General features: G+C 48.1%; 22 protein-coding genes and 1 tRNA gene. 18 read left to right on the forward strand and 5 right to left on the reverse strand.

What is annotated here, in order from left to right; genetic code table 11:
• The first annotated feature begins 47 nt into the window (after positions 1–47).
• The 4 genes from FMS18_RS13865 to FMS18_RS13880 all read left to right on the forward strand — a co-directional run bounded on the left by FMS18_RS13865 (position 48) and on the right by FMS18_RS13880 (position 4,036).
• A complete protein-coding gene (locus FMS18_RS13865; RefSeq protein ID WP_203544638.1) occupies positions 48–539 on the forward strand; it encodes a TRAP transporter small permease in 492 nt (163 codons plus the stop codon).
• Positions 540–552: 13 nt separating this feature from the next.
• The gene (locus FMS18_RS13870; protein WP_163295266.1) at positions 553–1,833 is read left to right on the forward strand and encodes a TRAP transporter large permease; all 1,281 of its coding nucleotides are present in this window, start codon (positions 553–555) and stop codon (positions 1,831–1,833) included.
• A 59-nt stretch (positions 1,834–1,892) separates the two neighbouring features.
• On the forward strand, positions 1,893–3,122 hold the full coding sequence (locus FMS18_RS13875) for a hypothetical protein (RefSeq protein WP_163295267.1): 1,230 nt from the start codon (positions 1,893–1,895) through the stop codon (positions 3,120–3,122).
• A gap of 245 nt (positions 3,123–3,367) precedes the next feature.
• Positions 3,368–4,036 carry a GntR family transcriptional regulator gene (locus FMS18_RS13880; protein WP_163295268.1) on the forward strand — a complete coding sequence of 223 codons (669 nt, stop codon included), beginning with the start codon at positions 3,368–3,370 and terminating at the stop codon, positions 4,034–4,036.
• 137 nt (positions 4,037–4,173) lie between these two features.
• On the opposite strand, the gene FMS18_RS13885 is transcribed toward FMS18_RS13880, so the two are convergent.
• Positions 4,174–4,446: a Nif11-like leader peptide family natural product precursor gene (locus FMS18_RS13885; protein ID WP_163295269.1), complete on the reverse strand. Its 273-nt coding sequence runs from the start codon at positions 4,444–4,446 to the stop codon at positions 4,174–4,176.
• Positions 4,447–4,693: 247 nt separating this feature from the next.
• Here FMS18_RS13885 and FMS18_RS13890 point away from each other — a divergent pair, with 247 nt between their 5' ends.
• Entirely contained in the window at positions 4,694–5,323 is a 630-nt protein-coding gene (locus FMS18_RS13890; protein WP_163295270.1) for a trimeric intracellular cation channel family protein, read from the forward strand.
• On the opposite strand, the gene FMS18_RS20925 is transcribed toward FMS18_RS13890, so the two are convergent.
• The 4 genes from FMS18_RS20925 to FMS18_RS13905 all read right to left on the reverse strand — a co-directional run bounded on the left by FMS18_RS20925 (position 5,308) and on the right by FMS18_RS13905 (position 8,151).
• On the reverse strand, positions 5,308–5,442 hold the full coding sequence (locus FMS18_RS20925; protein ID WP_275405836.1) for a hypothetical protein: 135 nt from the start codon (positions 5,440–5,442) through the stop codon (positions 5,308–5,310). The two genes, FMS18_RS13890 and FMS18_RS20925, sit on opposite strands and share 16 nt — an antisense overlap.
• A 226-nt stretch (positions 5,443–5,668) precedes the next feature.
• The gene (locus FMS18_RS13895; RefSeq protein ID WP_163295271.1) at positions 5,669–6,268 is read right to left on the reverse strand and encodes an SLATT domain-containing protein; all 600 of its coding nucleotides are present in this window, start codon (positions 6,266–6,268) and stop codon (positions 5,669–5,671) included.
• Between the two features lie 194 nt (positions 6,269–6,462).
• Positions 6,463–7,839: a reverse transcriptase domain-containing protein gene (locus FMS18_RS13900; RefSeq protein WP_163295272.1), complete on the reverse strand. Its 1,377-nt coding sequence runs from the start codon at positions 7,837–7,839 to the stop codon at positions 6,463–6,465.
• 235 nt (positions 7,840–8,074) lie between these two features.
• Positions 8,075–8,151: transfer RNA gene (locus FMS18_RS13905), tRNA-Arg, on the reverse strand.
• A 432-nt stretch (positions 8,152–8,583) separates the two neighbouring features.
• Here FMS18_RS13905 and FMS18_RS13910 point away from each other — a divergent pair.
• From FMS18_RS13910 to pheT, 13 genes are all read left to right on the forward strand, one after another.
• Positions 8,584–9,192, forward strand: coding sequence for a TetR/AcrR family transcriptional regulator (locus FMS18_RS13910; RefSeq protein ID WP_163295273.1), 609 nt, complete (start codon positions 8,584–8,586; stop codon positions 9,190–9,192).
• 68 nt (positions 9,193–9,260) lie between these two features.
• Positions 9,261–11,378 (forward strand): squalene--hopene cyclase, encoded by a 2,118-nt coding sequence (gene shc / locus FMS18_RS13915; protein ID WP_163295274.1) that lies wholly within the window; start codon positions 9,261–9,263, stop codon positions 11,376–11,378.
• Positions 11,379–11,380: 2 nt separating this feature from the next.
• Positions 11,381–12,106 (forward strand): acyl-[acyl-carrier-protein] thioesterase, encoded by a 726-nt coding sequence (locus FMS18_RS13920; RefSeq protein ID WP_163295275.1) that lies wholly within the window; start codon positions 11,381–11,383, stop codon positions 12,104–12,106.
• Between the two features lie 178 nt (positions 12,107–12,284).
• Complete coding sequence (locus FMS18_RS13925) at positions 12,285–12,812, forward strand: DUF2059 domain-containing protein (protein ID WP_163295276.1); 528 nt, start codon at positions 12,285–12,287, stop codon at positions 12,810–12,812.
• A gap of 5 nt (positions 12,813–12,817) precedes the next feature.
• Positions 12,818–13,369, forward strand: coding sequence for a DUF2059 domain-containing protein (locus tag FMS18_RS13930; RefSeq protein ID WP_163295277.1), 552 nt, complete (start codon positions 12,818–12,820; stop codon positions 13,367–13,369).
• Positions 13,370–13,476: 107 nt separating this feature from the next.
• Positions 13,477–14,718 carry an anaerobic sulfatase maturase gene (locus tag FMS18_RS13935; protein WP_163295278.1) on the forward strand — a complete coding sequence of 414 codons (1,242 nt, stop codon included), beginning with the start codon at positions 13,477–13,479 and terminating at the stop codon, positions 14,716–14,718.
• Between the two features lie 153 nt (positions 14,719–14,871).
• Positions 14,872–16,548: a sulfatase-like hydrolase/transferase gene (locus FMS18_RS13940; protein ID WP_163295279.1), complete on the forward strand. Its 1,677-nt coding sequence runs from the start codon at positions 14,872–14,874 to the stop codon at positions 16,546–16,548.
• Between the two features lie 361 nt (positions 16,549–16,909).
• On the forward strand, positions 16,910–18,838 hold the full coding sequence (gene thrS, locus FMS18_RS13945; protein ID WP_163295280.1) for a threonine--tRNA ligase: 1,929 nt from the start codon (positions 16,910–16,912) through the stop codon (positions 18,836–18,838).
• On the forward strand, positions 18,825–19,370 hold the full coding sequence (gene infC, locus FMS18_RS13950) for a translation initiation factor IF-3 (protein ID WP_163295339.1): 546 nt from the start codon (positions 18,825–18,827) through the stop codon (positions 19,368–19,370). Before thrS ends, infC begins: the two co-directional genes overlap by 14 nt.
• 43 nt (positions 19,371–19,413) lie before the next feature.
• A complete protein-coding gene (rpmI, locus tag FMS18_RS13955) occupies positions 19,414–19,611 on the forward strand; it encodes a 50S ribosomal protein L35 (protein WP_027721347.1) in 198 nt (65 codons plus the stop codon).
• Positions 19,612–19,705: 94 nt separating this feature from the next.
• A complete protein-coding gene (rplT, locus tag FMS18_RS13960; protein ID WP_163295281.1) occupies positions 19,706–20,059 on the forward strand; it encodes a 50S ribosomal protein L20 in 354 nt (117 codons plus the stop codon).
• A 1-nt stretch (position 20,060) separates the two neighbouring features.
• Positions 20,061–21,110 (forward strand): phenylalanine--tRNA ligase subunit alpha, encoded by a 1,050-nt coding sequence (gene pheS, locus FMS18_RS13965; RefSeq protein ID WP_163295282.1) that lies wholly within the window; start codon positions 20,061–20,063, stop codon positions 21,108–21,110.
• A 32-nt stretch (positions 21,111–21,142) separates the two neighbouring features.
• Positions 21,143–23,542 (forward strand): phenylalanine--tRNA ligase subunit beta, encoded by a 2,400-nt coding sequence (pheT, locus tag FMS18_RS13970; protein ID WP_163295283.1) that lies wholly within the window; start codon positions 21,143–21,145, stop codon positions 23,540–23,542.
• Positions 23,543–23,633: the final 91 nt, after the last annotated feature.

Here is a 23,633-nt window from a genome sequence, read left to right on the forward strand (position 1 = left end):
CGGACCAACCTTTCCCGGTGGCCGCTGTTCAAAAAAGCGTGAGCGCCATGAGTAAAAATTTATTCGATAAAGTCGAAGGGGTCGTATCATCCTCCTGTCTCGCAGGCATGGCCCTGATCATCGCAGTTCAGGTCTTCATGCGCTACGTCCTGCAAAGTTCGCTGGACTGGTCTGAAGAACTGGCTCGCTACCTCTTCATCTGGTCCGTCTATGTAGGTTGCAGCTACGCGACCCAGAAAGACCGCCACCTTGAAGTAACCATCCTCCGCAACTTCGGCGGCCCCACCGTTGCGAAGTACGTAACCCTTATAGCCTACGTACTCACCATCGGATTCTGTGCCTGCACCGCAGTCTGGGGATTCCAGATGGTTGACTTCCTTGCCGGCACTGGCCAGAAGACTCCGGCCCTTGAAATTCAGATGTACTGGGTCTTCCTTAGTGTTCCCGTCGGTATGAGTTTCATGGCCATCCGCACCGCAGAGCGCGTGCTCGCCATTATCCGTGGAGAGATTAAATTCGCCTCCCCGGTGGAAAAATAGAAGGTTTATATATATGGATACTGCAGTCCTCCTTACATTTCTTTCCCTCGCATCGTTTCTGTTCCTGAGCGTGCCCATCGGCGTAGCTATCGGAATGAGCGTAATCGTGGGTATCTGGGCAGGCGACATGCTGCCCTACGAGTTCCTGATTCAGAAAATGGTCACATCTCTTGATGTATTCCCACTCATGGCTGTCCCGTTCTTCATTATGGCGGGTGAGATCATGCAGAAGGGTAGTATGGCCCAGCGCCTGCTGACCGTTTCCAAGAGCCTCGTCGGCCACATTACCGGCGGTATGGCCCACATTTCCATCCTTACCAGCATGTTCTACGGAGCATTGTCCGGTTCAGCACCTGCAACCGTTGCGGCTGTTGGCGGAATCATGGTCCCCTCCATGAAAAAAGAAGGCTACAGCACCTCCTTCTCCACTGCCGTCAACACCGCAGCAGGTTGTCTGGGCGTTATGATTCCGCCCAGTGTTCCGCTGATCATTTACGGAACCACTGCCGGTGTATCTGTCGGTGACCTGTTCATCGCAGGTGTTCTTCCCGGCATCTTCGTTGGTCTCTGTCTCATGGCATGCAGCTACTTTCTTTCCAAGAAGTACGGCTACACCGGTTCCGGTGAGCGCGCTACCTTCAAAGAAATCATGGTTGCTCTCAAAGACTCCATCGTGGCTCTCATGGTTCCGCTCATCGTTCTCGGCGGTATTTACGGCGGTCTGACCACCCCCACCGAGGCAGGCGTTATCGCGGTTCTCTACGCCTTTGTTGCTGAAGGACTTGTGCTGCGCACCCTGAGCTGGAGCAAGGTAACTGAAATCTTCAAGGGTACTGCCCTGACCACCGCATCCATCTTTCTGGTGGTTGCAACAGCAACTGCGCTTGGTCAGATCCTACTCTTTTACAATGTGCCCGACATGCTCGTTAACTTCCTCGTTGGAGTTTCCGATAACAAGTACGTTCTCATCCCGATCATTCTGGTATTCCTGCTGATCATGGGTACTTTCATGGACGCACTGGCAAACATCCTGATCCTGACTCCGCTGCTCCTGCCCGTAGTCAAGGTTCTGGGCATGAACCCGATTCACTTCGGTATCGTCATGATCGTCTGTGCTTCCATGGGCTTCCTGACTCCTCCGGTTGGCGTTAACCTCTTCGTAGGTTGCAGTATCGGTAACATCAGCATTGAAAAACTCAGTGCCGCAGTTATGCCCTTCCTGTTCACCATGATTCTGGCACTTCTTGTCATTGTCTTCTTCCCGCCCTTGGCACTCTGGCTGCCCGGGCTGTAATAATACTTTGCCCGCCGTCACCCTCCAGACGGCGGGCAACTTTTTTCGGAGCAAAACGCATGCAGATTACTCCCCATCCAGAAGGAAAAAGCATCCTCGGAATTTCCGGCCATGCCGGAGTCGGACACGTACACAGCCATTGCGGTTTTGTTCAGGATGATTCCGCCGGATTCGCCACCGCCATTGAAATCATTAAAAAAGCCTATCCCGCTGACACCAGCATCGCCGAAACATCAGTCGATGTCCTTTCCGGCGAAGTAACCGTCACCACCACTGACGGCGGCACAGGCAAAGCTACCGCCCGCCGCAGCTTCACCCCTCACGAAGCCACTCTCGTTACTTCCGCAAAAGGTCTGGATGCAACTTACAGCCAGTCCGTAGCTTTTCAGGTTTTCGGCCGCATTTACGGTCAGGGAGTGCTGGAAGGTCCGGTGGCATTTCAAGCTGCCTGCTGTCTGGCAGTAATGGATACCTTTGAAAAGAAATTTCCCGGCAGCTTCATTCGCGGCAATGAAGACATGCCCAATAAAATCGGCGGCTGCATCGGCACCCGTCTGCTCATAGATGAAGTCCCGGTCTCCGTAATGGCACTGGTCAACGCCAATGAAGGCGGCCTTGGTCCTGACGAAGATCTCGAAGGCAACATCGCCCTCGGCGACAAAGGCCGGGCCATGAAAGATCTCGGGCTGGACCGTCTGCCGACCATCATCCTTGAGAGCAAGGCCTACGTCCCCTCACTTTGTGCGGGCATCGACCATGACCGCATGTGGGTGCGCATAAACGCAGAAGCGGACAACCAGTACGTATATGATGCCCTGATTTCCGGCGCAGAGGGAGCAGGCCTGCCTTATATCCATTCCGATGCAGCCTACCCCCGCCACACTGGCGAACTCAAAGACGCAGTGCAGGCTCTGGGCAAACGCATCACCGAAATCGGAGAAACTTTCACCAATGCTGCAACTTCCGCAGAAAAGGTAAAGCTCATCAGCGAATTGGCCTTAATCGTAAGTCAGGACGCAGGCGGCGTGACTTTCATGAGCGCGCACATGCACGATCAGGTCGGTGGCGGCGGAATCATGCCCGGAACCAGCGCGGTACTCTCCATGGCGGTTTCCGAAAAGTACATTAATGAATGGAAAATCCCGGCTTTCAATGCCGACGACTCAGTCTGCTACATGAACCTTATAAGACATGCCCTGCCCGTACTTGCATCAAATGCTGAAAAAGCACAGGCGCAACTGGAAGAGCGTTATGCATTCAACCCGGCTGAGCATTCATTTTTATTCTAAGCAGAAGATTAATAATGTTTGACATGCAGGCCTTCCAAATGGAAGGTCTGCCTCTATTTTAAGCAATTAACATTCGGGATTGTATCAATATTCTCCACAGAGCTAAAAGCGTGCTGAAGCAATGCCCCGCGAAGCATTTCTGCTGGTAAGACTCGACAACCCATAAACTTCACGATATCTCAATGACACAAATTTTTAATAAAATACTAGCAGACACGCACGACCCTTTCAGTACCGGAGATTCCATGGACGGCATCAAAAAACTAACCTATAGCGAACAAGTTGCTGAATATATTAAGCAATCCATCCTTGAAGGGGAGCTTTCCCCCGGCGATCAGGTCAAAGAAGTGCTGTTGGCTGAAAAGCTGGGCATCAGCCGTGCCCCCATCCGCGAAGCATTGCAGATTCTGGCTAGAGAAGGCCTCATCAAGTCCGAGCCGCAAAAAGGCAAGCACGTTTCCGCACTCACCGCCAAGCAGATCATGGACAGCTATTTCACAGGCGGAGTACTGGAAGCCGCAGCCGTAACACAGGCCCTGCCTCTCTACACAGAAGAAGATGTTTCCAATCTCGAACAGATAGTGGAACAAATGCGCGAAGTAGCAGAGTCCGGTAAGGATCACGCATCCCTGACCAAGCTGGATACCACATTTCACAACATCCTTTTCTCACGCATTGATAACGAACTGCTCATCGAACTCTGCCGCAGATCCTGTCAGGGCATCTCAAAGTTCCTGCTCTACAAATACTGGATCAACCTCTACACCTCCAAGCAGGTCTACGAACGTCATCTCGAGATTCTGGAAGCCCTCAAATCCGGGCGTCCCACCAGACTGGAAAAGACCATCCGCAAACACTACACCGATTCCGGCAAGCGCATGTCCAAGTATGGTGTGGATGTCCATAAGGGGTAGGTTTATTTAGTTGAGATATTTTAATTCTTAATGGAATTGAAAAGGGTTAGCTCTGTTTGAGAGTTAACCCTTTTTTGTTGTGTCCGGCACACGTACTTTTAGGAACTGACGTATCTATACTGTTCCAAGATCCGAAATTACTCTAGATCGCTACGCCAGGGATTAAATTCACCAGCGAGCCAACTTGTCTCGAACGCGTCATAAGCCCGCCGGGCCGCCAGCCAGTCATCCATGGTCCAAGTTGGAAATTGCGAGGTGACATCCTGATATTCCTGCTCGGTAAATTCCAATCCAGCCTCCTTGGCTATCCGTACACGCGCCTCTTTGGATTCTGCATTGTTGATTTGTGCGCTGAACGCGCCGTCCGACTTGACCTTTTCAATAAATGCTCTGGCGTTTTCGACTGACATACCTGCCCTCCAACGGTCTTTTGGTTACACGGTCATGCCTGATATTAACTTGGGCAGTGATTTGGAGCAAGGTAAGGTATATATTTCCGCACAATTCAAGGCCAGAGACTTGCCGGGATAGATCCATTTTGAATTGTAGGGACAAAAAGGAGTGGTTGTTATTTTGAGGTAATTTGAGCTATTTCAACTACTGCGCTGATTCGGTTACGATTATAGATTACCTTAAATAGGCAAAGGATAGATCTCCATGGTGTATTATTTTGGAATGTTGGGAATTGTTGCTTTTTCCGTAACAGGAGTAATTGCAGCAGGAAAACGGAATATGGATATATTCAGTATCGTCTTGCTCGGCGTAGTTACAGCACTCGGCGGCGGAACTTTAAGGGACATGATTCTCGATTCCCATCCGGTATTCTGGATAGCGGACCTGACCTATCTATGGGTGGCAATAATCGCTGCGATAGTTACATTCTTTTGTGTCCGCCACGTTTCCCGCATCCTGAAATTATTCGTCTATATTGATACATTCGGAATGGCCCTATTTACTATCACCGCCATGCAAAAAGCCCTGAGCCTAGGTAACAACTACACGGTTTCAGTACTGATGGGACTTGTCACCGGAATTTCAGGCGGCATGCTGCGTGACGTTCTCACCGGAAGAATGCCTTTGCTCCTTGGAAGAGAATTCTATGCAACCCCTGCTCTTTTAGGTGCAATTCTGTATGCCCTACTCGACCAATTTTTCCCAGCTTTCAACAGTTCATGGCTATGCGGCGTCGCAACGATAATTATCTTACGTACACTCGCAATTCATTATGATTTATATTACCCGCACTGGCTGACTTATAATGGTGATGACAGTCAGGAGAACAATTGAAACTTGAATCCGGTCTGTTTGGCCTGTTCGGTCACATCGATCAGTTTTCCGTCTTCGATTGCCTGTTTCCGGGTATAGGAATAGATCATCCGAAACAGTGGATCGCAGTTAATTACCATCAGTAAATCTCCTTCAATTTCATATTGTTAAATAATTCTGAAAATTGAAGGTTATCCTGATTGGTTTGATTTGGTCACTGGGGGCTGGTAATTTTTTGGGGTGATTCTGGGGATCAGATGGTGTGGTGTTCTGATGGAGTTTGTTTGTGATCGCTGCTGGTGCTTGGATTCTTCGGTTGACCGAAGGTGACGGCGGATGTTGCTATTTTACTGCAACATAGGAAAATTAACCAGCACTATGAATTGATACAAAATAACTCAAAATGAATGGAATTGCACAGTACAAAAAAGCCATCCCATATATACTCAAATAATATTTACAACAAACTCTAAATTTCTTAAAACGTGACATCTCAAGGACTTTAGAGCGTTCTGATGCCATTTTTAAAAAATCATTCATATCATGATTCAAATCATAGAACTCTAATACTTCAGAATATTCTTTTGTAAAACCTAAATAAGCTTCTTTACTAACAGTTTCACTTTCTAACTCTACGTTAATACGACCCAAAATTTCATGAAGCCTATTTGCACAACGGTGGTAGCTTGCAGATTGGTTGAGTAACACTCCTAGCGAATCTTGGTTCGCGATAACTAAAATGATAATTGACACCGTAATAGTCAAAAACTCAACTTTTGAACTTGCAATACAAGGAAAGTCAACTCCACATAAAGACCCTATCGCAACAATGACTTGTGCAATTGACAAAAAAGAGATCGTAAAGACTAAAGCTTTATGCTTTCTCTTTGTTCTCTCAGCAGCAGTGAACCTTGATTTCATTGTTTTCCAAACATTATCTGACAGAGAGTCCAATTTATCTTTCACGTAGACCTCAATTATTAAATAAAGATATGAGGGAGGGGCAAACTATTAGCCTATACCATCTGAAACAAAAATGTCCCAAGGTTCACAACTACTAAGGTCTAGCCTGTTCGTTGGCAGTAATTAAACGAATAGATTAGATTGGCCACAGTTCATTAATGTCCTGCAGGTTCTTATACTTAAACAAGACCCCTCCCTCAAAATTTATAATCAACACCTAAGTCAGCTTCAATATGACCTAAAAACTTTCCTACATGATATGAATAAAAACGGTCAATATCGTCTGTTGAGAACTTAGCCAAACGCAATCCACGTTCAGTCAGCCAACGACGCTTTTCCTTAATGTCTGCTAATTCATAATCATGAATATAGTTGGTATCTCTCCAATTGTACTTCAATTCGTAATAGGCTCTAGATACTTTTTTTAATGAATTTGGTAACTTTGTAAAATGTTCGCAACGATAAAACTGTTGAGCAACAAAATTATCTATTACATATGGTATTTCCAAATCATTTACCTCAGAATAATACTGTAACCAACCATATCTTTTATTCTGAAATTTTGCTCCAGTAAGTTTTACATTTAGATCTTCAACAAAAGCGTTTTTAATTTCATCTGCCCCTATTCCCTTATCCTTCCGCTTATTGTCCATGAAGATAGCTTTCCGTAAACGGGAAAACATCATTGCAATTGAGTAAAAATGTCGCTCTAATGTTCTTCTTTTGACAGTAACAAGCTCACCTTCAATTGCATAGCCAAGATAGTTCACCTCTTCTACTTCACAACAAAATTTTGTTTTGTCTGTATTCAAGGGCAAATCTTTAATTTTAAATTTATCTTCACATGATTTTTCAAAATCAACGATTGGTAATGCTAAGGCAACAATATCATCAACATACCGATCATAAAATTTACATTTACCATTCATATACTCATCAAAATCTAATAGATATATTTCTGCGAGGACATTTGATATTGGCAAACCTTGAGGAACACCTTTGTCTTTATTCGCATATTTAGATTTCTCGCTCCGAGAATAATTTTGTGGAACAGTTGGATTGATTACAGCTCTGTGCAACAGCAACAAAAGTAATTCATCATCAATATTGCCATTAAGAATGACAAACAACTGCTCAATATCTATATTGTCATAATATGATTTGATATCGACACGATGAAACTCGTAATCACAATTGCAAGTAGCTATAGCATTTTTTAAATTTCTAACTTTAACATTCGGTAGTTCTCGATTGACACAGTGTGGAAATATCTCTTGAATAATAGAATTCAAAATAGAAAGTACTATTTTATCTCGAATAGTAGGAATTGAAATTTTTCGAGGAAAGCTTTCAGGCCCTTTAAGAATTAGTTTTTGAAGATAAGGAGAAAATTTATATGTACCATTTAGGCATTTTACATGAATATTATTAAAGTACTCACTTTTACGCTTATCAAAATCAACAACAGAAACCCTATCAATTCCTCGACCTGACTTTAATCGAACACGCTCCTCATAAACTTGTTCAATATGCTCCAAGCTAAACATTTCTTTAAGCTGTTGTGATATTTCCATAGAAAAACAAGTACTCTCTTTATTAAGACTGTTCAATAGCAAAACCACAATAACACAACCAAACTACATATATTTATAGATATTAATTATCATAATCAATTTCATCTAACACCACTCACCAACCCCGGTTGGCACCAAAGGTTGGCAGCAGTCCAAAAAACCGCAAATAAACGCAGAAAAGGGTTAACTCTAAAAATGAGTTAACCCTTTAATATTGTAGCACTTTTATACCAAATGGTGACCCCGGCAGGAATCGAACCTGCGGCACCAGGATTAGGAATCCTGTGCTCTATCCGACTGAGCTACGGGGCCACCCTATGTGGCCGGATGGAAAAAACTAACGTATTTCTCCGTCCGAGGCGAGAATTAATATCCAAACCGGTTTTTGATTGCAAGCAATTTTTCAACATTCTTCTTATTTTTCTAGCCAGTCGGGATAAACCACTGTTCTCCGCCCGCACTACACCAATTGTCAGAATCAAGCTCTCAGACAACTAAGAAAGAGCCAGATGCAAGGCGCAAGAAAAAGGTTGGAACGAAGCGTATATTAACATACGTGAGTTTCAACCTTTTTCGCAGCACACCACAAGCGTAAGGTCTTGTAAGCTTGAAGATTCGCTAACAATTCACTTTACGCCGCAGATGGTGCTTTATTAGCTGTCTGACCTTACATTTTGTTGACAGCCGCATACATTCATGACAGAACGCTCTCAGCTTAACACCGTTAAGCACAGGAGATTAACCATGAATGCCTCATCAAAAACAATAGATACGCCGCAGCAGCCCTTGCGTATGTTGATTCTGGACGCTGCCCGCAAGCTCTTTGCCGAGCATGGGTACGCGCAGGTTTCCATGCGTAAACTGGCTACCACCATCGGCTACTCGCCCACTACTATTTATCATCATTTTAAAGATAAAAAAGAACTCTTCCTCTGCCTTACCGAAGAGACCTACCGGGATTTCCTGCATCGCATAAACCGGATCATCGCTACTACGCCTCCCCCGCGTGAGGCTTTAAAAAATATACTCTATACCCTTGTAGACATGGGCCTTGAAAACCCCAGTGCCTACCGGGTGGGCTTTATGATGGAAAGCGACCTCTGGAAGGATCACGATTCACACTTCCAGCACAATCCCCTTGGCAAGACCATGTACAATCGCATCAATAAATGCGTAAAGGATTGCCTACCTGCAAATGCTTCCGATGAAGACATTCTGGTCACCGCCAACTCAGTGGTTGCCGCCACTCACGGACTGACCTCCCTTTTGATCACCTACCCCACTTTTGAATGGGGTCCGCTGGACAGGTTAAAAGCGCAGGTAATTGACTCCGCTGTTGACGCCATCGGTTGATTACTATAATCGAACAAATCTTTTTCGCACGGGTCGGATAAAATCCGCTTATATAAAGGAATTTCACCATGAACAAAAAAACCGCCATGAAAATAAACAAGAAGGCCAAAAACCACGTTGTCTCGCTCCTGCAACCCAAGGACGCCCTGAACCGGGTAATGAAACGGTTCCGTTCCCTGCAATCCCCGGACGGATACTGGGTTTTCGCACTTGAAGCGGATGTGACCATCCCTTCCGAATACATCATGTTCAACAGATTTCTGGGCCGCAAGATGGATAAAGGCCTTGCTGAAAGGCTGGGCAACTACATCCGCGCCAAACAGATGCCCGACGGCGGCTGGCCCCTGCATGATGATGACGGCCCGGTGAATATCAGTGCCTCTGTAAAAGCATACATGGCCCTCAAGATACTTGGCGATGACAAAGACGCAGAACACATGGTCCGTGCCCGCCAGATCATCCTTGCCAAGGGCGGAGCTGAAACATCCAATGTTTTCACTCGTATCTGCCTTGCCACCTTCGGACAGATTCCTTGGCACTGCCCCCCGGCCATGCCCATTGAAATCGTGCTGCTGCCTAAATGGTTCTTTTTCCATCTGGATAAAGTTTCCTACTGGTCCCGCTCGGTTATCTATCCGCTGCTGATCATCTATGCCAAGCAGCCGGTCTGCCGTTTACGTCCCGAAGAAGCTGTGCCGGAACTTTTCTGCAAACCTGCGGAAGAGCATATCCATATAGATAAGTACCGTGACAAAGGCTGGCGCAAAAATCTTTTCATTCTGCTGGACCGCGTACTCAAGCGGACCATGCATCTGGTGCCCAAGTCCATCAACAAAAAAGCCTTGAACTATGCGGAAGAATGGACTCGCGAACACATGGCCGGACGCGGCGGCATCGGTGCCATCTTCCCGGCAATGGCTAATGCGGTCACAGCACTGAGCCTGCTCGGATATGATGAATCTGATCCGGATTTCGCCCGCGGCATGCAATCTGTAGACGATCTCATGGTCGACAAATTCCATGTACCTGAAAAATCCCCATGGGAACACACTGTGATCACGGGTGGAGCTGAACTTTCTGCTGCACCGGAACTGGATCTTTCCCCCAACCACGGAACTGCGGAAAACCTTGAACAGGCCATGTGCCAGCCCTGCAACTCTCCCATCTGGGATACCTGTCTGGCTCTTTCAGCCATGATGGAAGCGGGCGAAGATCATGACAGTAAATGCACTCAGCAGTCCTTGAAATGGCTCTGGGATCAGCAGATTTTCTTCCGTGGTGACTGGATTTCCAAAGCCCCCAAACTTGAAGGCGGCGGCTGGGCTTTCCAGTTCGAAAACACCTTCTACCCGGACCTTGATGACACCGCCATGGTGCTCATGGCCATGTGCCGTGCCGGGGTTCTGGATCAGCCCGAGCACAACGAAAATTTCGTCAAAGGTGTAAACTGGCTCATCGGCATGCAGTCCTCCAACGGCGGCTGGGCAGCATTCGATATCGACAACTGCGCCGAGTACCTGAACGATATCCCCTTTGCGGATCACGGCGCATTGCTCGATCCGCCCACATCCGATCTTACGGCCCGTGTCATCGAGTTGCTGGGCGTAATCGGTTACGACAAGAGCTTCCGCCCCATCAAGGATGGTATTGAATTCCTGAAAAAAGAACAGGAAGACGACGGCTCATGGTTCGGACGCTGGGGTGTTAACTATATTTATGGAACATGGTCCGTGCTTTGCGGCCTGCGTCAGGCCGGGGAAGACATGAATTCTTCCTACGTCTGCAAGGCTGTGGAATGGTTTGAAAACCACCAGAACAAAGACGGCGGATGGGGCGAATCCTGCCTGAGTTACAACGATAAGAACTACGCCGGACTTGGTGATTCCACCGCCTCTCAGACCTCGTGGGCCCTGCTGGGACTCATGGCAGCCGGACGTGTACACTCCAAGGCCGTCAGCCGAGGCGTACGTTATCTGCTGGAAAACCAGAAAGATGACGGCAGCTGGGATGAGACTCTGTACACCGGAACCGGATTCCCGCGTGTATTCTACCTGCGCTACCACGGCTACTCCCAGTACTTCCCCATGTGGGCACTGGGCGTGTACAAACGCTTCGTAGCTGATGAAGACACCAAGCAAATCATGATGCGCCGCAACTCCCCGCTCGACCTCGGCAGGAAGTGGTAGAAATGAACAACAGTTCACTTTTGATCAGTAACACGGTCCCGGCCTATGAAACAGGCCCGGATGACCGCATGCACTGCCACTGGTTCATGCACCACCTGCAAGAAGCTGCTACCGCCCATGCGGATTCACTTGGCTTCGGTATTGAAGACATGGCAAAACTGGGCTGTTTCTGGGTGCTGACTTCCATGCGGATCGAGATTGCAGAACTGCCTCTGCGTGAGAAAAAATTCTCGCTTACAACATGGTCACGGGGAGCCAAAAAGCTGCGTGCCTTTCGCGAGTTTTCCGGCTGCGATGAAAATGAACGCGAAATCATCCGCGCCTCTTCCGAATGGATGGTGCTGGACGCTGAAACACGCAGGCCCATAGCCATTGATCCAAAGCTGAACTTACACGCACAGGACCGCTGTGTATTCCCTGATGCAATGAAAAGATTGCGTCCCGGCACACCTGAAAAGGAAATACGTTCCCTAAACGTAGGCTACAGCTCTCTTGACGCTAACGGTCACGTCAACAACACCGAATACCTGCGCTGGTCCTTTGACAGTCTGCGTCAAAAAGGATTTGATCAGAATAAGGTAAAATCCATCCGAATCGCCTTTCTGTCTGAAGTCTTTGAAGGCAATTCAGTCAAACTCATGAATTGCGATTGTGAGGATGATGGGTTTGAATTGATCGGGCTGAATGAGAGTGAAGGTAAGGCTGCTTTTGCTTTGAAAATAGAATAGCACCGATAACTAAACATAAATTTAAAAGCTCAGGATATGGTTTCATATTCTGAGCTTTTTTCGTATTTGCTGGCAATACTCTACAACCCCTAGAATTATAAAACTAATCTTTGACAATATTTTATATACTATATAAAAACAGAAAAACAATAACAAAAAATTAACTCAAGGACTCGCTATGAATATATTTAAAACAAGTTTCATCTGCATGCTGGCAATATTTTGCTTGGCCGCACAGCCTGTACAAGCTGATGAAAAAGAGAAAATGGAAGTTGCTCTGGAATTGATACGCGAATCAATCAATATGCAAGCCATGTACATAACATTTGAGAACATGACCATGGCCACAATTGAAAACGACATCAACAATGACCTCAAAACAATGGGGCACAGAAAGCCATTAATTAAAGCATACAAAGAAGCAGTAAAAGAAGCTTTTTACGATCCAAAAGTTATTGATGGACAACAATCCCTGTATGCTAAAATCTATGCCAAAGAATTCACCAAACAAGAGCTTGAAGAGCTGCTGCATTTCTACAGAACACATCTAGGAAAAAAATTCATGAAAAAACAGCCTCACATCGCAATAGCAGCCTACGAGAAAGCCTCCGAATTAGTCGGCCCTGTCTTTGTCAGTGTATGTAATAAAAAACTGGCTCCCAAAATTGAAAAACTGCAAAAAGACGGGATTATGCCTACGGAGTAATATAGATGGTAAAGTTTAAATCCATACTTCTCTGTCTCTTTGCAATTATCGCAATCATGAGCCAGACCATACCTGCCAGTGCTCAAAAAGATATGCGCATGAAAGCTGCGCAAGAACTTGAAAAAGAAACGTTTGACATTGACGACTATTACAATTCTTTCGGATATATCGCATTGATGAAACTAAAAAAAGAGATGAATAAGAACCCTGCAACATCGAAATATGAAAAGCCATTATTTAAAGCTCTTGTAGATGCTTTGGATGAAGCTTTTTACGATGATGAAACCCTCAACATAATAGAACGAGCTCGTAGCGAAATTCTTTACGAAGAATTCAATGAAAAAGAACTTAAAGAGCTACTGGTTTTTGCTAAAACACCTGTAGGAAAGAAATTTATGGCAAGACAGCGAGACTTGGTCCATAAAACAGAAAATAAAATGGCACCTGAACTAAACACTATTTTTTCAAACAAACTTAACCAAAAATTTAACAATAAAATTGAATTACTCATAAAAACCGGCACTATTTCAGAAAATAGTGCCATAAAGCTAGAGTAAAAAACGACATACGAATTACCCCACACACCTACAAAAGCCCGGAATGCACCCAGCGTTCCGGGCTTTTTAATGCAGACATACCTACATACAGATGGTAATTGTAAACCATGCGTAAACCACTGCAAACAATCCTTATCAAACCCGCAGGGCCGGACTGCAACATGGCCTGCACCTATTGTTTCTATCTGAAAAAAAACAAACTATTTATTGATAGTCCGAGCCATCGCATGTCCGGGGATGTACTGAAAGAGCTGATCCGTCAGGCCATGGGGCAATCTGAAGATCAAATTAACTTCATCTGGCAGGGCGGAGAACCTACGTTGATGGGGCTGGATTTCTACCGCAGGGCAATTGAATTGCAGCAACGATTCGGGCATGGGCAAATGGTGGGCAACGGACTACAAACCAATGGGCTGCTCATTGACGACGAATGGATCAATTTCCTCAAAGAATACAATTGGCTGGTAGGAATATCGCTAGACGGCCCGGAACACGTGCACAACCATTACCGCCGCACAAAAAGCGGGAACGGCACGTGGAAAAAGGTTGTAGCCAGTGCCAAAAAAATGATTGAAGCCGATCTGGCAGTTAACGCCCTCATTGTTGTAAACGACTATTCCGTGCGCTTCCCGGATGAAATCTACCAATTTCATAAAAATCTGGGTTTACCCCACATGCAGTTCATCCCCTGCGTTGAAACGGACAGAAACGATCCTTCTCGCCTATCCCCTTTTTCAGTTCCTGCCGAAGAATACGGCTCTTTCCTATGCCGCATTTTCGACCTTTGGATGGAAGATTTTTCAGACCTTACGCCGACCACTTCCGTACGCATGTTTGATTCATTATTTCATTATTACATAGGGCACCCTCCGCCGGAATGCACCCTGCTGAATGAATGCGGAACCTATGTGGTGATGGAACACAACGGCGATGTCTTTTCATGTGACTTCTTTGTGCAGCCAGAATGGCGTCTCGGCAATATAAAAGATTCCAGCCTGTCTGATATGCTCAATTCCGGGAAGCAACATACGTTCGGTTGCAGAAAGGCCAACCTGCCAAACGCGTGTATTCACTGTAACTGGCTACCCCTCTGCCGTGGTGGATGCCCCAAAGACCAATTTACAACTGAGGACGGAAATGCCTTTAACCATCTGTGCCCGGCATACAAGATGTTCTTCGAATATTCGGACAAAATATTCAGCCAGTTAGCCAAAGAGTGGAAAAAACAATACTCTGCCATGCAAGCAAATAACCGCACCCCAGAAAAGGACTCCTACAACAAACCAGGCAGAAATCAGCCCTGCCCCTGCGGAAGTGGAAAAAAATTTAAAAGGTGCTGCGGAGCATAATTAATAAAACTTGCACCCATTCATCATTATCACGTATAGTGGTTCTAATTCCCTAGATCGGCTTATTGCGTACTTTCATTGCACGGTTACGAGCAATCTGTCGGTTTGCTGCCAGCGGTCGGCACGATACTCCCCAAAAAAAGGAGCAGGGCAATGAAAGACAAAACACGGCGTGAATTCCTAAAAAATAGTCTGGCACTCACGGCAGGAGCTGTGGCCTCCGGTGTGCTGGCTGACACAAATTCAGCCTCAGCAAAATCGACAAGCAAAGGCCCAAAAAAATCCTCCGGAAAAAAGACCGGAAAGAAACGGCCCAACATTCTGCTGATCATCACCGATCAGCAGCGTCAGGAACAGCACTGGCCCCCCGGATGGCTGGATGAAAACATGCCCAGCATGGCCCGTTTGCAAAAAAAAGGCGTAACTTTCACGAATAATTTTATCGCCGCAGCGGCCTGCTCCCCCAGCCGCGCAACCTTCCTGACCGGAGTTTATCCCAGCGTCCACGGAGTGACACAGGTTCCGCCCAATCCTCCCCTGCGTAGCGACATCACCAATATTTTTAAAATGGCTGAAAAAGCCGGATACGATATCGCCTACAAGGGGAAAATGCATCTCTTCACCCCGCAAAGCAATCCTTCAACGGACAATTTCACCAGCTACGATATCAAATGGGCCTCGGACAACTACAGTACCCACCGCTGGAATCCGCCGGATTGCGCAGTAGATATCGGCGGCAACCCATGGATCGGAGGTGGTTATCCCGGTAATGATCAACGCTTTGTAGACGGAGTGCCGGACACTTACAACCGCATGACCCCGGCCATAGAGAAAGGCGAAACTATTTACGAATATCTGGACAACCATGATCCTGAAGAGGACAAACCGTTCCTTATGGTTGCCTCCTTCGGCAACCCGCACGACATCAGTGCTTGGCCTGATCAGGATAAATGGGGATACAATAAGGAAGACTATGCGGATCTCACGGAAATTAACCTGCCGCCAAACTATAATGACAATCTGGATGAAAAACCATCCGCTCAGAAGGAATATCAAAAACTCTGCGACAAAGTATCCAGCTGTCCCACGAAAAAGGACCGCGTAGGATTCTGCCGCTTCTATGCCCATCTGCATAGAGTGGTTGATAAACAGATTTCAGCAGTTCTTGACAAGCTTGACGAAAAGGGGCTCACCGAGGATACCATCATTTTCCGTTTCGCCGACCATGGAGAGCAAAGCTGGTCCCACCAGATGATCCAGAAAGGAGTCAACAGCTATCAGGAAACCATCAACGTACCGCTGATCATCTCCAACCCGAAGCTTTTCCCTGAAGGAAAGAAGACCAAATCATTTTCCAGCCTGATCGACCTTGTTCCGACCGTAGCAGAACTGACCGGAGCCGCATCTCCTGAGGAACTCAAATCCAAGGGAATTCACGGCAAATCCCTTGTCCCGGTAATGGACAATCCAGTCGCAAGTGTCCGCGACAGGGCCATGTTCTTCACCGAAGACTGCGAATCTCTTTTTGAGGGATTGCTGGGAATAAAGAATGTCTATGATACAGTTGCGGGAAAAATCCGCAGCATACGCTATAAGGACTGGATGTACGCCGTGTACTTCACCAACAAGGGCACAAAGCTGGAGTATGAGCTGTACAATCTAAAAGATGATCCGGGACAGCTGGTCAATCTGGCTTGGGGATCACGCCGGAAAGCAAACTTTGCCCAGATGCAGAAGCTGCACGATATGCTGACTGCTGAGCTGAAGCTGTACGATGCATTCCCGAAAGGTTTTAAGTGGCCGTTGAAGGCGGGAATTAAGACTGTATAAAACGAATTATCCTCCGGCGCGAACGGGGGATAATTCATTTTACAATCCAGCGTATATTAATTAATAAAACATCAAACTGAGACAATCCCGAGGCATGTTTTTCAATATAACTTTATTTTGCAATAATTCTACCCCTAAGCCCCCGCATCACTTGACTTCCCATCAATTGTCAGCTAAATATACCGCCTTTCGTGCAGTAATATTATTGCGCGCTCTTTCTGATGTACGAGGTCTTCGCCTTACATGAATTCAAGGATAATGGTGAGTTGCAGGAGCAACACATTCGTCCCCGCGAAGACATTTTTATGCTTGTCCGGTTTGCCGGGCATTTAACAATTTTTCCGCAAAGAGAGAATGGATTATGCAAGTTGCAGGTAAAGAACTTGAGGTTCAGCAGGGTGCGCTTTGCGGCGAGGTTCTCAAAGAGGCCTTGTCCAAGAAGCAGTTCAAGAACGTTGTAGTTGCCAAAAATGGCGAAACGCTTCTTGATCTCACCACCACCGTGCCTGCCGACTGTACCGACCTTGAGCCGGTAATGGCTGACTCTGCAGAAGGTCTGGAAGTAATCCGCCACTCCACTGCACACCTTATGGCTGAAGCAGTGAAGAAGCTCTTCCCCACAGCCAAAGTAACCATCGGCCCCTCCATTGCCAGCGGCTTCTACTATGACTTCGATTACGAACGCCCCTTCACTCCTGAAGATCTGGAGGCCATCGAAGCCGAAATGCTGCGCCGTGTAGGTGCCAACGAAGAATTTACCTGCGAAGTGCTTTCCAGTGCAGATGCACTTAAAAAGTTCGAGGGAATGGGCGAAGATTACAAGATCGAACTGATCAACGATCTGGGTGAAGAAACAGTTTCCGTTTACACCAACGGCGAATTTGCAGACCTTTGCCGCGGCCCCCACGTGGCCCGCACAGGCATGCTTAAGGCTTTCAAGCTGCTCTCCGTTGCAGGTGCTTACTGGCGCGGTGATGAAAACCGCCAGCAGTTGCAGCGTATTTACGGAACCGCTTTCCCCGATCCTAAGTCTCTGAAAAAACATCTTGCCCAGCTTGAAGAAGCTAAAAAACGCGACCACCGCAAACTGGGAACCCAGCTTGATCTCTTTTCCGTAAGCCCTGAAGTGGGTGCGGGTATGATCATCTGGCACCCTAAAGGAGCACTGGTCCGGGCTATCCTTGAAGACTTCGAACGCAAGGAACACCTCAAACGCGGCTACCAGTTCGTACAGGGCCCGCTCATTCTCAAACGCGAACTTTGGGAAAAATCAGGCCACTACGACAACTACCGCGAGAACATGTACTTTACTGAGATTGATGAACAGTCCTACGGCATCAAGCCCATGAACTGCCTTTCTCACATGCTGGTATTCAAATCCAGACTGCGCAGCTACCGCGATATGCCCCAGCGTTACTTTGAGCTGGGTGTGGTCCACCGCCATGAAAAATCCGGAGTGCTGCACGGCCTGCTCCGCGTGCGCTCATTCACTCAGGATGATGCCCACCTCATCTGCCGTCCCGACCAGCTCCGCGATGAAATCATCGGCGTTGCAAAATTCGTCGGCGACGTGATGGATCTGTTCGGATTTGATTACGAAGCTGAAGTCAGCACCAAGCCCGAAAAGGCTATCGGTTCTGATGAAGACTGGGACAAAGCAACCGAAGCTCTTGAAGGCGCACTCAATGAAATGGGTATGGAATACTCAATCAATGAAGGCGACGGCGCGTTCTACGGTCCCAAAATTGACATTATTATTAAAGATGCACTTGAACGTCGCTGGCAATGTGCTACAATCCAGTGTGATTTTACCTTGCCAGAGCGGTTTGACTTAAGCTATGTGGGCGAAGATGGTGAGCGTCACAGACCAGTAATGCTCCACCGGGTAATCCTCGGTTCCATCGAACGTTTCATCGGAGTTCTGCTTGAACATACCGGTGGCGCACTGCCTGCCTGGCTATCCCCTGTTCAGGCAAAAATTCTTACTGTTACCGACTCTCAGAACGAATTTGCACAAAAAGTCTTGCAGTTTCTGCAAGAAAAGGGCATTCGTGCCGAGGTTGATGATCGCAATGAGAAACTGGGCTACAAAGTTCGGGAGGCCCAGCTTGATAAAATCCCGTTCATGTTAGTAGTAGGCGACAAAGAGGTCGCTGCGGAATCGGTCAATGTAAGGGCCCGCGACGGGGAAGACCCCGGACTCAAGTCTATTGAAGAAGCGGCAGAGCTTATTTCGACCGCCATTAACGAACCATTCAAACGCGGAGGCATGAGCTATAGCTTTTCATAGAGACAGGCGTCCCTATCGCAGGGATGACGGTGCCCGCCGAAACGAGCGCATTAGAGTTCCCAGAGTCATGGTTATTGACGATGAAGGCAATCAGTTGGGAGAACTTCCCACCCGTGAAGCCCTCGAAATAGCACAGGACCGGGGTCTTGATCTGGTTGAAGTTGCAGAAAAGGCTGACCCGCCTGTTTGCAAGATTATGGACTATGGTAAGTTCAAATATCAGCAGCAGAAGCGTAAGCAGGAAGCCAAAAAGAAGCAGACTGTAATCCAGATTAAGGAAGTTAAGTTTCGCCCCAAGACAGACGAGCACGATTACCAGACAAAGCTCAAGCACATCCGTCGGTTTCTTGAAGGCGGCGACAGGTGCAAAGTCACTATATTTTTCAGGGGCCGAGAAATTGTCCATAAGGACAGAGGGTTGACTGTTCTGGAACGAGTCAAAGAGGATACCATGGATATTGCCAAGATGGAGCAAGCCCCAAGGTCCGAAGGACGCACCATGAACATGATGTTGGCTCCTATCAAAAAATAAGGTCTTTGCCGGCTTAACGGCCGGTATTCCCTAGGAGGATAAAATGCCTAAAATGAAGACTAGAAGAGGCGCTGCTAAGCGTTTCTCCAAGACTGGTAGTGGAAAATTCAAACGTCGTCGTCAGGGTCTGCGTCATATCCTGACCAAGAAGAACGCAAAACGCAAAAGCAGACTGGGTCAGAGCACTACAGTTGACAGCGCCAACATCGGCCAGGTCAAACGTATGCTTCCCTACGCTTAATTGCGATTTGTTAAGAATTAATTATTAAAGAACACTCCTGTCCACGGAACTACGTTCGTGGCTGGTTTTAGATACATTCCCCAGGAGGAATAACATGAGAGTAAAACGTGGTGTAGCCGCCAAGAGGCGTCACAAAAAATATTTAAAAATGGCCAAGGGTTTCCGTGGTTCCGGATCAACCCTTTACCGCACCGCCAGAGAGCGCGTTGAGCGTTCACTCTGCATGGCTTACGTTGGTCGTAAGCTGCGCAAACGCGACATGCGTAAACTCTGGATTCAGCGCATTAACGCAGCAGCACGCCTGAACGGTCTGTCCTACAGCCGTCTTATTCACGGCCTCTCCCTCGCCGGTGTTGCTCTGAACCGTAAAGTTCTCGCCGATCTCGCTGTTAACGATGCTCCTGCATTCGCTAAAGTCGTCGAGACCGCTAAAGCTCAGGTTAGCTAAAGTGTCGGACGTAAAGTCCCTGTTACAGGAACTTGAAGGCCTGGTCCCGGAGTGCTCTGCACGCCTGGATCAGGCTTCTTCTTTGTCTGAAATGGAAGACATCAAGATCGATATGCTTGGACGCAAAGGTCGCGTTGCCAAGATCATGTCCGGTCTGCCCTCCCTTCCCAACGAAGACAAACCTGTTGCAGGTAAAAAAGCCAATGAAGTAAAGGCCGCTCTCACCGAGCTCATCGAGGGAAAGCAGAGCGAGCTTGAAAAAGCCGCCACCGCTGAGAGCCTGTCCCGTTTCGACCCCACTATGCCCGGACGTAAACCTTCTGAAGGTTCGCTCCACCCGGTCACCCTCGTCATGGACGAGATTTGTGACGTTTTCATCGGGCTGGGTTTTGAAGTCGTAACCGGACCCGAAGTTGAAAACGACTGGTACAACTTCGAAGCACTGAACATTCCGCCGGAACACCCCGCACGCGACATGCAGGACACCCTGTACATTTCAGAGTCCATCCTGCTGCGCACCCACACCTCCCCTTTGCAGATTCGTACCATGAAGGACAGAACTCCTCCGCTGGCAGCAATCGCACCGGGTAAGGTTTACCGCAGGGATTCCGACCTGACCCATACCCCCATGTTCCACCAGATCGAAGGTTTTCTGGTTGACCAGAACGTCAGCATGGCGGATCTCAGGGGAACCCTGACCGCATTCGTCCACCAGCTTTTCGGACCAAAAACTGACGTACGTTTCCGTCCCAGCTTCTTTCCCTTTACCGAACCCAGCGCGGAAGTGGATATCTCCTGCGTAATGTGCGGCGGCAAAGGAACCATCGACGGCAAGCCCTGCCGCGTATGTAAGCAGACCGGTTGGGTGGAAATCCTCGGTTGCGGCATGATGGACCCCAACGTAATGAAAGCAGTTGATTACGATACCGAAAAATACTCCGGTTTCGCATTCGGACTCGGCATTGAACGCGTAGCCATGCTCAAATACGGCATCGGCGACCTGCGCATGTTCTTTGAAAACGACATCCGATTCCTCGAACAGTTTTCCTAATATATACGCAGTAAATACTGCTGGAGGCTCAAATGCTTTTAAGCATGCAATGGCTGCGGGATTTCGTTCCTTATGAGGGCGAAATTCAGGAGCTTGGCGACAGGCTGACCATGCTCGGCCTTGAGCTTGAAGAAATTTTCAATCCTTTTGAAGCAATCAAAGACATCGTTGTCGGCCATGTTGTGGAGTGCGGCAAGCACCCCGAGGCCGACAAACTGTCTGTTTGTAAAGTTGACGTCGGTGACGGCGAGCTTCTTGATATCGTTTGCGGCGCACCCAACGTAACCAAAGGCATTAACGTGCCTGTGGCCAAAGTCGGCGTGACCATGCCCGGCGATTTCAAAATCAAGAAGGCAAAACTTCGCGGTGTTAAATCCCACGGCATGATCTGTTCCGAGCGCGAACTGGAACTTTCCGAAGAGCACGACGGCATCATGATCCTACCCGAGGGCCTTACTCCCGGCGCGAAATTCACCGAAGCCATGAACATGGAAGATACGGTCATGGATCTGGGGATCACCCCCAACCGTGCCGACTGCCTGTCCATGCTCGGTATTGCCCGTGAAGCCTCGCTGGCGTTCGACCTGCCCATCACCATGCCTAAACTCAACCTTGTTGAGAACGGCGGCAATGCGGCTGATATGCTGGGAATTGAAATTGACGATCCCGACCTCTGTCCGCTTTATCAGGCAAGAATCCTGCAAGGCGCAAAGATCGGCCCCTCTCCGGACTGGATGCGTTACCGTCTCCTTTCCGTGGGCGTTCGTCCCATCAGCAACATTGTTGATGTGACCAACTACGTTCTTTTCGAACTTGGCCAGCCCCTGCACTCCTTTGACGCAGACCTGCTCAAAGGTGATAAAATCCGGGTTGGACTTGCTCCCGAAGGAACCAAGTTCACCACCCTTGATGAACAGGAACGTAAGCTTATTGGCTCCGACCTGCTTATCTGGGATGCTGAGCGTCCGGTTGCGCTTGCAGGTGTTATGGGTGGCATGAACTCCGAGATTCACAACGGTTCCACCAACGTGGTCCTCGAATCCGCTGTGTTCCGTCCCGGACTCGTCCGCAAGACCGCCCGCCGTCTGGCACTGCCTTCTGAAGCTTCCTACCGCTTCGAACGCGGCGTGGACCAGCAGATGAATACCTTTGCCATGGACCGTGCAGCCCAGCTCATGAGCGAACTGTCCGGAGCAAAAGTTGTTTCCGGCGTGGCTAAAAACGAACCCAAGCCGTGGCAGAACCGTACCCACGATTACCGCCACAAACGCTGCAACAGCTGGCTTGGTCTGAACCTTGAGCCCGAATTCAGTAAAAAAGCTTTCTCCCTTATGGGATTGGAAGTTAATGATAGCGATGCAGATTGCTGGAAGGTATCCACTCCCTCCTACAGACTGGACCTCGAACGCGAGGCCGACCTGTATGAAGAAGTAGCCCGCTACTTCGGCATGGATAAGATTCCTTCCGTCCTGCCCCGCATCTCCAAGACCTTTGACGCTTCCGTTATTGCGGAAACCCCCTACGGCTTTTACCGCCGTATCAAGAACTGGGGTCGCGGCGTAGGTCTGCACGAAGCCATCAACTACAGCTTCGTAGGTGATGACGACCTCGACCTTCTGGGCCTGCCCAAAGAAGGCCGTGTGAACATCGCCAACCCCCTGAGTGAAGATCAAAACGTAATGCGTACCGAGTTGGCCCCCGGCCTGCTCAACACCGTGCGTCACAACCTTGCACAGGGCAACACCCACATCCGGGTTTTCGAAATCGCCAAGAAGTTTATCAAAGACGAAACTTCCGACACTGAAACCCGCGAGCAGACCCGTCTTGGAATCATGCTTAACGGTCCCCGTTCAAACGCCGAATGGCCCAACGAACAGGGCGATGCCGATTACATGGATGTTAAAGGCCTCGTTGAACACCTGCTGCACGATCTCAAGCTTGGCGAAGCAACCTTCTCCCTTGCTGAAGATCACAGCTACCTCGAGCCTTGTGTAAACATCACCCTCGGTGAGCAGAAAATCGGTTTCATGGGCATGGTCAAGGCAGATATTGCCGACAAGTACCACGCCAAGAAAGAGGTTTGGATGGCTGATCTCAACGCCGACCTGCTGCGTGAAATTGTCATGGCGCACAAGATCAAGTTCAACACCCTTCCGGTATTCCCCCCGTCCAGACGTGACGTGACTGTAATTGGTCCCGTTTCCCTGCACGCGGAAACCATTAAGGAAGCAATCCTCGGCCTCAGACTGCCGCTGATTGAATCCGTTGAGCTGGTTAACGTATTCGTACCTGAAAATCAGGAAGACGAACGTAACCTTTCCTTCCGCATCACCTACCGCCATGGTCAGAAAACCCTGACCGACAAGGCAGTAGACAAGGAACACAAGAAAGTTCTCGCAGGACTTGAAAAGGCCCTGCCTGTTCGTTTCTAGTTAAGGCATACATAGTCAAAGATTAATCCCCCGCATGGCATTAGCTGTGCGGGGGATTTTTTTGGGGAGTGGAAATGTATCGATAACTGAA

The organism is Desulfovibrio sp. JC022 (assembly GCF_010470665.1).
In the GTDB taxonomy this organism is placed as follows: Bacteria; Desulfobacterota; Desulfovibrionia; order Desulfovibrionales; family Desulfovibrionaceae; genus Maridesulfovibrio.